This is a genomic window from Mycolicibacterium lacusdiani (assembly GCF_021916785.1).
In the GTDB taxonomy this organism is placed as follows: domain Bacteria; phylum Actinomycetota; class Actinomycetes; order Mycobacteriales; family Mycobacteriaceae; genus Mycobacterium; species Mycobacterium lacusdiani.
In genome coordinates, this window is sequence record NZ_JAKCFC010000002.1 from 446,646 (window position 1) to 460,148 (window position 13,503).

At 68.7% G+C, this 13,503-nt stretch carries 12 protein-coding genes and 1 tRNA gene; 3 read left to right on the forward strand and 10 right to left on the reverse strand.

Translation table 11 applies throughout. The features are described from left to right. Nucleotides 1-116: 116 nt before the first annotated feature. From LOK44_RS07090 to LOK44_RS07110, 5 genes are all read right to left on the reverse strand, one after another. Entirely contained in the window at nucleotides 117-1,361 is a 1,245-nt protein-coding gene (locus LOK44_RS07090) for an NAD(P)/FAD-dependent oxidoreductase (RefSeq protein ID WP_237569293.1), read from the reverse strand. Then, nucleotides 1,358-2,740, reverse strand: coding sequence for an NAD(P)/FAD-dependent oxidoreductase (locus LOK44_RS07095; RefSeq protein ID WP_237569294.1), 1,383 nt, complete (start codon nucleotides 2,738-2,740; stop codon nucleotides 1,358-1,360). Before LOK44_RS07095 ends, LOK44_RS07090 begins: the two co-directional genes overlap by 4 nt. Beyond that, nucleotides 2,737-4,164, reverse strand: coding sequence for an FGGY family carbohydrate kinase (locus LOK44_RS07100; RefSeq protein WP_237569295.1), 1,428 nt, complete (start codon nucleotides 4,162-4,164; stop codon nucleotides 2,737-2,739). Before LOK44_RS07100 ends, LOK44_RS07095 begins: the two co-directional genes overlap by 4 nt. After that, complete coding sequence (locus tag LOK44_RS07105) at nucleotides 4,161-5,645, reverse strand: amino acid permease (protein ID WP_237569296.1); 1,485 nt, start codon at nucleotides 5,643-5,645, stop codon at nucleotides 4,161-4,163. The genes LOK44_RS07100 and LOK44_RS07105 overlap by 4 nt, the downstream gene beginning before the upstream one ends. Before the next feature lie 109 nt (nucleotides 5,646-5,754). Next, nucleotides 5,755-6,522, reverse strand: a complete 768-nt coding sequence (locus LOK44_RS07110) for a DeoR/GlpR family DNA-binding transcription regulator (RefSeq protein ID WP_308192720.1) — start codon at nucleotides 6,520-6,522, stop codon at nucleotides 5,755-5,757. A gap of 182 nt (nucleotides 6,523-6,704) precedes the next feature. Between LOK44_RS07110 and LOK44_RS07115 the strand changes: the two genes are divergently transcribed. After that, complete coding sequence (locus LOK44_RS07115) at nucleotides 6,705-6,860, forward strand: hypothetical protein (protein WP_237569298.1); 156 nt, start codon at nucleotides 6,705-6,707, stop codon at nucleotides 6,858-6,860. Between the two features lie 10 nt (nucleotides 6,861-6,870). Here the strand turns inward: LOK44_RS07115 and LOK44_RS07120 are convergent, their stop codons facing one another. The 3 genes from LOK44_RS07120 to LOK44_RS07130 form a co-directional block, all read right to left on the reverse strand. Further along, nucleotides 6,871-7,953 carry a GGDEF domain-containing protein gene (locus LOK44_RS07120; RefSeq protein WP_237569299.1) on the reverse strand — a complete coding sequence of 361 codons (1,083 nt, stop codon included), beginning with the start codon at nucleotides 7,951-7,953 and terminating at the stop codon, nucleotides 6,871-6,873. 210 nt (nucleotides 7,954-8,163) lie between these two features. After that, nucleotides 8,164-8,238, reverse strand: a tRNA-Thr gene (locus tag LOK44_RS07125). A gap of 52 nt (nucleotides 8,239-8,290) precedes the next feature. After that, a complete protein-coding gene (locus LOK44_RS07130; RefSeq protein ID WP_237569300.1) occupies nucleotides 8,291-9,112 on the reverse strand; it encodes a hypothetical protein in 822 nt (273 codons plus the stop codon). 128 nt (nucleotides 9,113-9,240) lie between these two features. On the opposite strand from LOK44_RS07130, the gene LOK44_RS07135 reads away from it, so the two are divergent. Together LOK44_RS07135 and LOK44_RS07140 are read left to right on the forward strand one after the other, a co-directional pair. Further along, entirely contained in the window at nucleotides 9,241-9,960 is a 720-nt protein-coding gene (locus LOK44_RS07135; RefSeq protein WP_163922094.1) for a response regulator transcription factor, read from the forward strand. A gap of 45 nt (nucleotides 9,961-10,005) precedes the next feature. Then, nucleotides 10,006-11,439 (forward strand): sensor histidine kinase, encoded by a 1,434-nt coding sequence (locus LOK44_RS07140; protein WP_237569301.1) that lies wholly within the window; start codon nucleotides 10,006-10,008, stop codon nucleotides 11,437-11,439. 2 nt (nucleotides 11,440-11,441) lie between these two features. On the opposite strand, the gene LOK44_RS07145 is transcribed toward LOK44_RS07140, so the two are convergent. Both LOK44_RS07145 and LOK44_RS07150 read right to left on the reverse strand, forming a co-directional pair. After that, entirely contained in the window at nucleotides 11,442-11,846 is a 405-nt protein-coding gene (locus LOK44_RS07145; RefSeq protein ID WP_237569302.1) for an HIT family protein, read from the reverse strand. Nucleotides 11,847-11,869: 23 nt separating this feature from the next. After that, complete coding sequence (locus tag LOK44_RS07150) at nucleotides 11,870-13,468, reverse strand: HNH endonuclease signature motif containing protein (protein ID WP_237569303.1); 1,599 nt, start codon at nucleotides 13,466-13,468, stop codon at nucleotides 11,870-11,872. Between the last annotated feature and the right edge of the window lie 35 nt (nucleotides 13,469-13,503).

Genomic DNA, 13,503 nt, shown 5'->3' on the forward strand with positions numbered 1-13,503 from the left:
GGCGTCGAGCTAAAGGGAAGGGTTTTGCGGAAAGGCCAGTAGTTCGTCAGCAAAGTGCAGTAGTCCCGCACGTTCCTTCGGGCGAAACTACGTAACCGGCGCCCGCACGGTAAACGTCAACCCAGCGACACGGTGACGGGTCCGCCCTCGGGGTCGACGCGGTCCAGGATCCCCGACGGGACACGGAAGACGCGCCCTGGCGAGGCAGCCCATGGCAGGGTTCTGCGGCCGACCACCCGGCCGTCTTGACGGGCGACCACCTTGGGCGCCCGCACCAGGGTGTCGGTCCACAGCAACAGGCGGTTGCGGGCCGGCGGGCCGTCGCCGGGCCGAAGGACGCCCGGCGTTACCCATTGCAGGGGAGCCTCGGCCGTCAGCCGCGCCCCTGCCGCCGGCACCGGCACGCCGCTCAAATGGCTCCGCACGGCCGTCGCGACGTGGCGGCCGTCGAGCGCCGCGATGTCTGCCGTGTCGACGGGGTGCAGCAGGTTGCCGATCGCGAATACGCCGGATCTGCTGGTGCGCAACGCGGTATCGGTCAGCGGGCCCAGCGTCGCCGGGTCCATGTCGAGCCCGGCCGCCCGCGCCAGCTCGTGATCGGGGATCCAGTCGCCGGTGAGGATCAGCGTGTCGCAGTCGACGATGCGGCGCCGCCCGGTGTCGAGCTGCTCGATCTCGACGGCCCGCAGTGCTGGCTTGCCGATGATGCGGGTGACCCGGGTGCGGGTGGCGACGTCGACGCCCAGGAACGGTGACCGGCCGGCGAGGTTGAACACGGCGTAGGACTCCGGGGAGGCATGCGTCGTCGTCATCAGCGCGGTGTCGCATCCGGCGTGCTTGAGCGTCAGAACAGCCGAATAGCTCACGAGTTCGGCGCCGACGATCACGGCGCGCCGACCGACCGTGCGGTGCTGGACGTGGACCACGTTCTGCAGGTGACCGGTGGTGTAGACACCGGATCCTCGGTCACCGGGGATGAGTCGCGCCGACCGCGGCCGCTCGCGCGCACCGGTGGCGAGGACGACTGCGCGGGCCTGAATGCGCTGCCGCCCTTCAGGTGACGTGACGTCCAGCGCGGTGTCCCCCGACCAGCCGGTCACCATCGCACGGGTGCGGATCTCGGAACCTGCAGTGGTGGCCTGGTCGACCAGCCGCCTGGCATAGGAAGGTCCGCTGATGAACGTCCGCATGTCCCTGATGCCGTAACCCGGGTGGTCGCTGTGCCGGGGGATGCCGCCTGCCGCTGCCTCCCGCTCGAGGACGACGACCCTGAGTTCGGGGGCGAGCGCTGCGGCCGCGGTCAGTCCGGCGGGCCCGCCTCCGACGATCGCGACGTCGGTCTCGATGACGGGGGTGCTCATCGGCTAGCCACCTGCCGGTCGAGGACGGCTTGCACCTCGGCGCCGCAGTAGAAGCCTTGGCAGCGCCCATTCATCACCCGTGTGCGGCGACGGAGGCCGTCCAGTCCGGTGGGCGGGATCGTGGACCGGCAGGCGTCGCGCAGCTCGCCGGCGGTGACGCGTTCGCAGAAGCACACGATGGTGCCGTACTCCGGGTCCTCGGCGATGCGCGTCTCGTCCTGATACGGACGGGTGAATGCCTCGCCGAGGTTGGGCATCCGCGGCGGCTCGGGCAGGTTCGCGCGCGGTGTCAGCGCCATTCCGGCGTCGGCGAGCATGCCGCGAACGTGTTCGGCGACGGCCATGCCCGCGGTCAGGCCGGTCGAGCGGATACCGCCGACAAGCAGATAGCGTTGCGCCGCATCGGTTTCGATCCGGTAGTCGCCGTGATCGATCGCTGCCCGCAGGCCGGTATAGGTGGCCGTCACCTCCTCGTCGAGCAGCCGCGGCATCAGCCTGCGGCCCTTGTCGAGCAGAAACTCGATGCCGTGTGCGGTGGTGGCGGTGGCCGACCGGTCCTCGATGTCCTCCGACGTGGGACCGAGCATCACGTTCCCGTATATCGTGGGGCTGACGAGCACGCCCTTGCCACGCGAGGTCGGGACCGGCAGGACGATCTTGTTGACCAGCGTGCGGGCCAGTTTGTCGTAGACGATGAGTTCGCCGCGTCGGGGAGTGACGGTGAACCGCGAGTAGCCGAACAGCTCGTCGAGGTGGTCGGCGCCGAGGCCCGCGGAGTTGACGACCCAGCGCGCACTGACCGACCCCGCGTCCGTGTGCAGCGTGGTGCGGTCGTCGCCGACGTCCACACCGTGCACGCGGTGATTGGTCAGCAATGCCGTACCGCGGTTGACGGCGTCGGTGGCCAGCGCCAGGTTCACCGTCCACGTGCAGATGATCGATTCGTCCGGCACGGTCAGCCCGCCGAGCGCGCCGCCGCCGAGGTCGGGAACGGCATCGTAAACCGCTGCTGCATCGATGATCTCGCAGCGGTCGTATCCGTTGGCCAGGGCCTTGTTCCGGAGCTTCGGCAGGGCGTCGAGTTGTTCGTCGTCCCAGGCGACCAGGATGGCGCCAGTGTGCTCGATCGGGATGCCGGTGCGTGCCGAGTACTCGCTGAGCAGGTGGTAGCCGCGGCTGACCATGGCCGACTCGAGCGTCCCCGGCGTGGCGTCGAAGCCGGTGTGAAGTATCGCGGTGTTGGCCTTGCTGGTGCCGTCGCCGACGTCGCTGCGCGCGTCGAGCAGCGCGACCGACAGTTCGTGGCCGGACAATTCGCGTGCGATGGCCGATCCGACGATGCCGGCGCCGATGACGACGACGTCGTACTGAGTGTTCACGTTCCCTCTCTCGGATAGGTCGTCGCGGCGAGGGCGCGCCACGACGATCGGAAGTCCTCTGCGCGTCCGGCATCCCAGGCCGGCTCGTAGGTCGACGACGGCTTCCACGACGGTACGACGCCGCGCAATCCCTTGTCGGGGTGCAGGCTCAGATCCGCTAGGGCCGCGGCGCCGAGGGCGGTCGCATGTGCCGACGGGTAGACGTCCACCGGCACCTGCACTACGTCGGCGACCGCCTGCATCAGCACGGTGGACTGGGTGAGGCCGCCGTCGGCGCGCAGGCGGGTGAGTGGTGTAGCCGTGCCCTCTCCGACGGCGGCCACCAGTTCACCGATCTGCGCCGCGATGCCCTGCAGTAGGGCGAGCACCACGTGGCCGCGATCGGTGGACAGCGTCATGCCCGAGAACGACGCCGTGGCAGCGCTTTCCCACCACGGTGCCGCCAGCCCGGCGAGTGCGGGAACGCACAGCACGCCGCCACTGTCGGTCGCTGCGACAGCGTCGAGTTCATGCGCGCCGGCGATGATCCCCAGCGACGCCAGCCAGCGCACGGCCGAAGCCGCGGTGTAGACCTGACCGTCGACGCAGAAGGTGTCGTCACCGGCGACCCGCCATGCCACTGACGTCGTCAAGCCCGAGGTCGACAGCACCGGTGTGCCACCGGTGTTGGCGAGCAGGAAGGCGCCGGTACCGAAGGTGCACTTGGCCATGCCCGCCTCGAAGCACGACTCGGCCAGCAGTGCGGCCTGCTGGTCGACGACGATCCCGCCGACGGGCACCTCGGGGCCGAACGCCGACGTCGTACCGATGACGGCGTCGTTGGCGGCGATGTCCGGCAATCGCTCACCGTCGAGTTCGAACAGCGCCAACAGGTCGGCGCTCCAGGTGTTCTCGCCCAGACCGACCACCAGCGAGCGGCTGGCCGTGGTGGCGTCGGTGACGAACTCCCCGGTCAGCTGGTGCAGCAGCCAGGTGTCCGACGTCGTGACGACGCCGTCGCGTTCGACATTGCGCCGCAGCCAGGCCATCTTGGGCGCCGAGAAGTACGGGTCGAGTACCAGCCCGGTGCGACAGGCGAATTCGGCGGCGTGCTCGGTCAGATCCGCGCAGATGGACTCGGCGCGGCGGTCCTGCCACACGATGGCCTGGGTCAGAGCGCGTCCGGTGACCGGATCCCACGCCAGGACGGTCTCGCCCTGATTCGCCAGCGACACAGCGTCGATCTGCCGGCCCGCCTGGGCCACGGCGGCCCGGCCCGCCTCCAGCACCGAGTCGAGCAATTCCCGGGGATCCTGCTCGACTCCGCCGCCGTCGAGGTAGCGCGGGTGCACCGCCACTTCGGCGATGCCGACGACCCCCTCCGCGGGATCGACGACGATCGCCTTCGTTCCGGAGGTGCCCTGATCTATGGCGAGTACCGTCACACGGTCTCGATTTCGGCGTCGATGGAACGCATGTCGGGCATCCGCAGGCCGTCGCGGCCGCGGGTGGCGAGCAGGTAGCCGAGGTACACCGCGCCGATCGCGACCATCACGGCAAGGTAGATCCACGGGTCCCGGAACGAGGCGTCGCGGAACAGTGACAGCTCGAACACCAGCCACACGACGGCGACGACGATGATCGGGATCTCCCACCGGCCCAGGCTGAATCCCGCGCTGGGTGGCAGGGTGCGGCGCTTGGCGATGTAGAGGCCCACGGTGATCGCGTAGATGATGGCCGGTAGCAGCGTCGCCGCGCCGAACAGCTTGAACAGGGCGTCGGTGCTCGTCGAGAACAGCCCGAGGATGACTGCCGAGATGAGCGTCATCACGATCGTGGCGTTCAGCGGCGTCTTGGTGCGGGGGGAAATCCGCTGCAGCAGTTGCCAACCCGGGAAGCGCTCGTCGCGCGACATGGCCCACACCAACCGCACGCCGGTCAACAGGATGACCAGCCCGCACGCGAAGATCGCGATCGCAACGAGTACCAGCAGAGCGGTGCCGACGAACGAACCGAGGATGTCCTTGATGACGTCGGCGATGGGCGTGCCGGACTCGGCCAGCGCGACGGGGTCGTCGACCGCCGCGGTCACCGCGAGCAGGAACAGGAATCCGAGCACTCCCGAGGCGAGCACTGCCTGCCACATCGCACGGGGTACCACGACCTCGGGCTGCTTGGTCTCCTCGGCGAGGTTGGCCGCCGATTCGAAGCCGACGATCGTGAAGGCGCCCAACAGGAAGGCAAGCATCCAGGGGCCGGCGGCGGTGGCCTCGCCGAAGCTCCAGTAGTCCTCGGTGGGGACGGCGCCGTGGGAGAACAGGTTGTCGACGCTCAGGCGGTGGGTGATGACGCCGATGATGAGCAGGAGCGCGACGAGCGCGACCATGCCTATGAGTTCGGCGGTGACGGCGAAGTTGTTGACCCGTTCGGTCCATCGGGTCGACAGCCCGATGAGCAATGCCTGCAGGACGAGTACGACGGCGGTGATGAGGAACGCCGTGGCAGGAGTGCCCTCGAAGGCGAACAGGGCGGGCAGCACGGTCGAGGCGACGGTGTAGTCGACGGCGATCACCACGATGGCCAGGAACGTGAACGAGATCCAGCCGGTGATCCAGCCGAAGATCGGGTTGGCCAGGCGCGACACCCACTGATAGGCGTAGCCGGTCACGGGGATGCGCGCGGCCAGGGCGCCCAGCAGCAGCGCTACCGCGAGCTGGCCGACCACGACGATCGGCCACGTCCAGATGCCCAGTGGTCCGGACGAATTGAGGACGCTCCCGTACGTGGTGAAGATGCCCGTCGCGATCGACACGAAGGCGAAGGCGACGGCGAAGGAGGCGAAGCGGCCGGTCGACCGCTCCATCGCCTGGGTGTAGCCGAATTGAGCGACGCTGGGTGCGTCGCCGGGTGTGGAATCATTGGTCATGGATCGTGCTTTCTGACGTGAGTTGACTGTTCGATCCGCGCGGGCGGCGCTGCCCGGACAAGTAGTCGCCGCCCGCACCCCTGCTCGGGGCTGCCCCATACGGGGTCGGTCACGCTGACAGGACCACACCCCCTGCCTCTCGGACGGCGGCCTCGACGGCCGGTGACGTGCATTCGTCAGTGATCAGACCCGTGACCGCGGTCAGGTCGCACACCCGGTGCGGGCCGATCCGGTCGAGCTTCGACGAGTCGGCCAGGATGTAGCTCGACGCGCTGTTGGCGATGATCGTGCGGCGTACGTCGATCTCGTCGAGGTGGTAGTCCGTCAGGCCGGCGGCCGCGTCGACGCCGCCGGAGCCGATGAATGCCACGTCGGCGTAGACGTCTGCGAACAACGAGCGCGCGTGGGCTCCTCGGCACGCGAGGTCGCCGGCCCGGACCCGGCCGCCGGACACCAGCACGTGAATGCCCGGTCGCGCTGCGAGTTCGATGGCGACGAGCAGCGATGAAGTCGCTACGGTGCCGCGGAACGTGGCGGGGATTGCGCGGGCCACCTCGACGGCAGTGGTGCCGATGTCGATGACGACGGTCTGGCCAGGTTGCACCAGTTCCGCGGCGACGCGGGCGAGCCGAGCCTTGGCCTCCTGGTGGATGACGGTGCGTTCGGCGAACGGCGGCTCCTCGCCGCTCACCCGCTGCAGCAGGCTGGCGGCGCCGCCGTGCACGCGCCGGATGGCGCCGCGCTCCTCGAGCAGTGCGAGGTCGCGTCGCACGGTCTCGGCCGACACGCCAAGCCGGTTGACCAGTTCGTCGGTGCTGACCGTATGCGCACCATTCACCAGGTCGACGATGGCGTCGTGCCGAGCTACGGGAAGCACACCGCACCCTTCTGTGGATCCGTGACCGTTAGTGACTGCAAGTGTGTGATGTTGACCGCACCGCGTCAACCCCGGGAAGTAAAACCCGCGTAACGGTTGACGGCGACGCGAACGTGACGCTCGAGCCGCATGACCCGCCGGCGAAGCGTTTAGTCACGTGCCAAACGGGAGACACGACGGCAATGGAACAGCAGAGCACCCCGCCGCCGACGCCCAAGGACGCGACCGAGGCCAGCGAGGAGCAGCGGGAACTGCAGGAGGAACTCGATCATCAGGGCGAGGATCCCGAAGGGCCCGCGCTGCAGCAGGACCGCAACCAGGTCGCCGACGAATACTGAAGCGCCGGCCTCAGGCGCAGCGCATGTGGCGCGACACGTGCACCCGGTTCCCGCCGCTGCGCTTGGCCTCGTACATCGCCGCGTCGGCCGCGTCGATCAACTGGTTGACGAGGACGTCGGTCGTGATGGCTTCCGTCTCACTTCGCGGAGCCCACGCCACGCCGATGCTGGCGCTGACGTCGTCGCAGTGACGATGGATGGCTTGGCAGAGCGGCCCGGTCAGGATGGACGCGTCGTGAGTCCACGACGACATCGCGACCAGGAATTCCTCACCGCCAGAGCGGCATACGGCCGCTGCGGCGGGAACGTGCTGCCGCAGTTGGTCGGCGACGCGTAGCAGGATGACGTCGCCCGCGGCGTGCCCCCGAGTGTCGTTGACTCGCTTGAAGTCGTCGAGGTCGATCATCATCACGACCAGGTAGGCCTGCCCGGTCTCGTACATGTCCGGGATGAGTAAGCGCTCGACGGCGTGGCTGAACCCGCGACGGTTCAGCAGTCCGGTGAGCGGGTCTTGATCGGAGCGGATGGCGTACCGGCCCATGGCTTTGATCGCCGCGCGAATGCCAAGGGGCACGGCGATGTTGAGCAACCACATCAGCCAGAACGCGGCGACGGCGGTGGCGAGGTCGGTGTCGTTGGCCAGCCGATAGGCCGCAACGGCGGCCGAACCGAGGGCGACGGCGGTGTTGAGCACGAGCACCCGGGTGTTGTGGAAGAACGCCACGTAACCGCCGGTGATGGCCAGGACCATGCACGCCAGGGCCGCGACGGCCGCGCTGTGTTCAGTGAGACTCCACGCCGCCGCGCAGAACATGCCGAGCACCACGGAGTAGAGCGACACGCGTCGGCTCGGCCACCGGGTGAGCCAGAACCACGCCATGCCGAGGGCTATCGCGGCACCCATCACCCCGATGGCCACGACGCCCGCGCTCGGATCGGGCCGCAGCAGCGCCGTGATCGGGGTCAGCGCGGCCGACCCAGCGATCACGGCCATGACGATGCGGGCAGTGCGCAGCAGGCCACGTTGGCGTAGGAACGTCGTCACCCATTCGAATTGGTCGGGTTCGTGCAGCCAGGTGCCAACGCGCGACAAACCCCACCCCCGAATGGTGCCGAAACCAGCTCAGCCCGTGCGTCTCCATTGCTGGTGGAAGTTCGGGCTAGTGCGATTCATGATCGTAACCCTAGTCGACGCGGCGGTCTATCAGCAGTTTCGCGAGGCCTCGGGATCTGGTTTTCGGCGGGCTACCATGGGTGTCGATTTGCTGATGACCGAGCGCGCAGCTCGGGGTCGCGCCCGGCGTGGAGCCCCCTATCGGGATTGAACCGATGACCTACGCTTTACAAGAGCGTTGCTCTACCGCTGAGCTAAGGAGGCATGCGGGCTCAGGATATCGGTTCCGGGCCCGCTCGCTCGACCGGCTGCGTGGTCAATCCTCGTGGTCGATGATCCGCTGCGAGGTCACCGGCCGGGGCATCGCCCGGCGCCCGGCGCGACGCCCGGGCAATGGAATGCGGTCGGCGATGTTGCTCAGCGGGTTGACGACCTGGCTCAGCGTGATGACGGCTTCGTGCAGCGCGTCGATGGTCGGCGCCAGCGCCTCGAGCCCCGGAGCCAGCCGGTTGAGGGTGTCTGCGACGTCGGCCAGCTTGAGCAGCGGGCCGTCCTCGGCGGTCAGGGTGTCGAGCAGGCCACCTTCGGCCAGGAGTTTGTCGGCCACGCCGTCCTCGCGCAGCACCCGCTCGACCAGTCCGTCGTTGGCGAGCAGCTGATCGGCGAGACCGCCCGGCGCGATCACCCGGGACAGCGCGCCGTCGTCGGTGGTGAGCCGATCCAGCAGTCCGCCCTCGGCGGTGATCTGGTCGACCAGTCCGCCCGGCGCGACCGCGCGCGTCAGTGGTCCGTTGTCCTCGGTGAGACGGTCGAGCAGACCGCCATCGGCGGTCAGCTGATCGATGATGCCGCCCGGCCGCAGCAACCGGTTGAGGGGGCCGTCGGGTGCCAGGGCACGCCCGAGCGGCGCGTCGTCGTCCATCAGGCGGGCCAGCCGGTTGGCACGCTCGACCGCATCGTCGAGACCGAGAACCTTCGCCATCGACGACGTTCCGCCCAGGGGAGCGGAGGCGTCGGAGAGGCCCCGCTGCACCGTCTTGATCGTCGCTCCGGCGATGCCGAGTCCGGCGTCGGCGACTGCCAATCCGACGCGCGCGGGCGCCGTGGCCAGGTCGAACAGGCTCTTGCCGAGGCTCATGGTTCGAGTCTATGGCGGCCGTCACAGCATGTGACCGTCTGGGTGGAAGCGCTAACTGAGAAAATTCACAGGAATCTCACAGCGCCTCGGCAGTTCCATTCTCAGCGAAACGAGGGACATTGAGATCCATGGCAATGCCTGCGATTCCCGAGTCCGTTCCCGAAGCAAGGGTCCTGGTCGTCGACGACGAGACCAACATCGTCGAACTGCTCTCGGTGAGCCTGAAGTTCCAGGGGTTCGAGGTGCACACCGCGTCGAGCGGTCCCGCCGCCCTGGACAAGGCGCGCGAGATCCGTCCGGACGCCGTGATCCTCGACGTGATGATGCCCGGGATGGACGGGTTCGGCGTGCTGCGCAGGCTTCGCGCCGACGGCATCGACGCGCCTGCTCTGTTCCTCACCGCGCGGGACTCCCTGCAAGACAAGATCGCCGGCCTCACGCTGGGCGGCGACGACTACGTCACCAAGCCGTTCAGCCTGGAGGAGGTCGTCGCGCGGCTGCGCGTCATCCTGCGCCGCTCCGGCCGCGGCGTCGAGGAACCCCGCAGCGCGCGACTGTCGTTCGCCGACATCGAACTCGACGAGGACACCCACGAGGTGTGGAAGGCCGGCCAGCCCGTCTCGCTGTCGCCGACCGAGTTCACGCTGCTGCGGTACTTCATCATCAACGCGGGCACCGTGCTGTCGAAGCCGAAGATCCTGGACCACGTCTGGCGCTACGACTTCGGCGGCGACGTCAACGTCGTCGAGTCCTACGTCAGCTATCTGCGACGGAAGATCGACACCGGCGACAAGCGGTTGCTGCACACGCTGCGCGGAGTGGGTTACGTCCTGCGCGAGCCCCGATGAGCGCTTGCGCGAAGAGCATGAGCCCCGCTAGCGCACGATAGAGACGTGTCGAGACTGGACGGCGCAGGCGTGCCCCTGCGGGTGGGACTGGTGGCTGCGACGCTCGTCCTCGTCGCGTGCGGCCTGCTGGCCTCCGGCGTCGCCGTCACGTCGATCATGCGGCACAGCCTGATCAACCGCGTCGATCAGTCGCTGCTGGATGCCTCCCGGGGGTGGGCGCAGGCGCCTAGCCGCGTACCGACCACTCCGATCGAGGGCCCGAATCCGGGCCGGCCGCCGACGGACTTCTACGTCCGGGGCATCGATCCCGACGGCCGGGTGTGGATGGCGGTCAACGACCGCGAGGCCGAACCGCAGTTGCCCGACGGCAATGACGTCGGCCCCGTTCCGGTGACGATCGATTCGGTCAACCACTCCGGCGTCGAGTGGCGCGCGATGACCGTGCGTGGCCCGCGCGGGGAACTGACCACCGTGGCGATCGACCTGTCCGAGGTGCAGTCGACGGTGCGGGCGCTGACGTGGTCGCAGGTCGGCATCGGCACTGCGGTCCTGCTCGTGCTCGGCATCGTGGGTTACGCGGTGGTGCACCGCAGCCTGCGTCCGTTGGTCGAGGTGGAACGGACGGCCGCGGCGATCGCGGCAGGCGAACTCGACCGGCGCATCCCGCAGCGCGACCCCCGCACCGAAGTGGGGCGACTGTCGTTGGCGCTCAACGGGATGCTGGCCCAGATCCAGCGAGCGGTCGCGTCGTCCGAGTCGTCGGCGGCGCAGGCCCGCAGCTCCGAGGAACGGATGCGGCGCTTCATCACCGACGCCAGCCACGAGCTGCGGACACCGCTCACCACCATCCGTGGCTTCGCCGAGCTGTACCGCCAGGGCGCAGCACGCGACATGGAGATGCTGATGAACCGCATCGAGAGCGAGGCCCAGCGGATGGGTCTACTGGTCGAAGACCTGCTGCTGCTGGCCCGTCTCGACGCTCAGCGCCCGCTCGAACACAACCGCGTCGACCTCTTGGCGCTGGCCAGCGACGCCGTGCACGACGCGCGGACGGTGGCGCCGAAGCGGGTCGTGACGATGGAGGTGTTCGACGGGCCCGGTACGCCAGAGGTGCTCGGCGACGACGCTCGATTGCGCCAGGTGCTCGGCAACCTCGTGGCCAACGCGCTGCAGCACACGCCCGAAGACGCGAAGGTCGCCGTGCGGGTCGGGACCGACGGGGACAACGCGGTGCTCGAGGTCTGCGACGAAGGGCCGGGCATGAGCCTCGACGATGCGCAGCGGGTGTTCGAGCGGTTCTACCGCACCGACTCGTCGCGCGCGCGTGCCAGTGGCGGCACGGGGCTGGGGCTGTCGATCGTGGACTCGCTGGTCCACGCGCACGGCGGCACGGTCAGCGTGACCACGGCGCCGGGTCGCGGCTGCCGGTTCCGCGTGTGTCTGCCCCGCATCGCCGACGTAGCGGTACCGGTCGCCTGACGTCAGTCCTGTTCGGCGAGTGCGGCTTTGATCTTCGCCTGCGCCTCGTCGAGTGACTCGGGCGAGGGGTTGCGGTCGACGTTCTGGAAACCGAAGTCCGACAGGTCACGGGCCGGGAACACGTGCACGTGCAGGTGTGGCACCTCGAGGCCGGCGATGATCAGGCCCGATCGTTCGGCGTCGAACGCCTTGCACACGGCCTTGCCGACTCGCTGGGCGACGGCCATCACGGCGTTGAAGGCGCCGGAGTCGATGTCCTGCCAGTTGTCGAGTTCCGCCCGCGGCACCACGAGGGTGTGACCCGGCGTCATCGGCTCGATCGTCAGGAACGCGACTACGTCGTCGTCTTCGTAGACGAACCGTCCGGGCAGCTCGCCGTTGATGATCTTCGTGAAGATGGAAGCCATGGCCCGAGCATGCCAGAACGGGTTCAGAACGGTGGCTCGTCCCCGGTGGGCGTCGTCGGCGGTGGTGAAGGAGGCCTCCACTCCGCGGTGATGTGTTCGTCTTCGCGAGGATCGTTGGCCCACGTACACCACGGACTGACGCTCGGAGCGCCGCCCTTGAAGACGAGGAGTTTCCGGCGCATGTCGTTGCGCCACTTGCGGATGTCGATTTCGTCGTGCCGGGCGCGGTTGAGCCGTCGGGTCTCGTCGTTGGCGGCACGCTTGGCCTGCATGGCGCGCCGAGCGGCGGCGGTGCGCGTCGCCCTCTCACGGCGCCGGTTGCGCCAGCGCGGCTTGGGCACGCCACAGGCATCGGCGATGTCGTCGAACAGGTCGGCGCCGTCGGGCGTGCTGCGGTATACCCGCCCCGTGGGTGAGGTCCACACGATGGTGCCGTCGGGACGCTGTTCGTCGCGCCACCCGTCCGGCCCACCGTGGAAGGTCTTGAGGCGGTGGTGTTGGCGGCAGTAGCAACCCAGATTCGTGTGCACCGTGCGCCCGCCGCCTTCGGGGTTGCGGTGGTCGAAGGGCGTGGTGTGGTCGACGTCGGCCCGCCAAGCCGCACGGTCGCATCCGGGGAAACGGCAGGTGATGTCGCGGCAGCGGATCCACCGCTCGATCGCCGCGGACGGCTGGTATCGCAGCGCCGAGGCGACGTCCGCCGTGGTGGGTGGACGAAGCGGCCGCAGGACCGCGTGGTCGGCGAGTTGGCGCACCTGCTCGGCGTCGATGACGCCGTAGCCCTCGAGGTAGCCCGACTCGTCACTGCGGCCGGTCACGGTGGCGTCGGTGGCGATGACGTTGATGACGAAGCGCGCAGCACCAGTCGATTCGGCCGGGTCAGGACGGGCGGTGCAGTCGGAGCGGTCGCAGGCGCATCCTAGTTCCCGGCGGGCGCCGAGCGCGTCGATGGCGTCGGCCCTGCGCTGCTGCAGCGTTCGAGGATCGTTGACACACACCGTCTTCGCCATCTCGGTGAGACGCTTGTCGAACATCGCGGCCGCGGGCGCGGGCATGGAAATCCGAACCGATGCCATGCCGTTCGGTTGGGCCGTGACGGTGACGCGGCGCTCGGTGTCGGCGGTGAGTCGGCGCTTCTTGACGGCGTCGGCGTCGATGGCCTTGATCGCCGCGTCGGTGGCGTCGATGACCCGGCGGCGCGACCAGGATTGCCAGGTGGAGATCTTGTTGGCCATCCGCTGGTCGATCTGGGGCATGAGGTCCGAGTCGACGAGTTCGGTTCGCTTGATGATCGCCTCGGTCGTAGGCCAGTCGATGCGACCGTCGGCGAGCAGGCCCGCGACTTCGGGCAACCGGATGTCCAATGCCTCGGCTTGAGCCACGATGACCGAGGCTGCTTGTGGCGAAGCGTTCAGCGCGGCACCGACCTCGGCGCACGCGCGCGCGAAACCCGTCACCAGGGCGTAGCTGGGATCGTCGTCGTCGACGCCCTCGGCCTCGGCCGTGCGGTGCCACAGTAGCCGTGCGACCGCCGCCATCCGACGCGCAATGGCGGCGGACTCCTCACGTCGGCACTGCTCGACCTCGGTTAGAAGGTCGTCCGGTGCGAGAGTTTCGAACACGTGTTCGATTCTACTCTCGGAAGTACTGCTGCGCA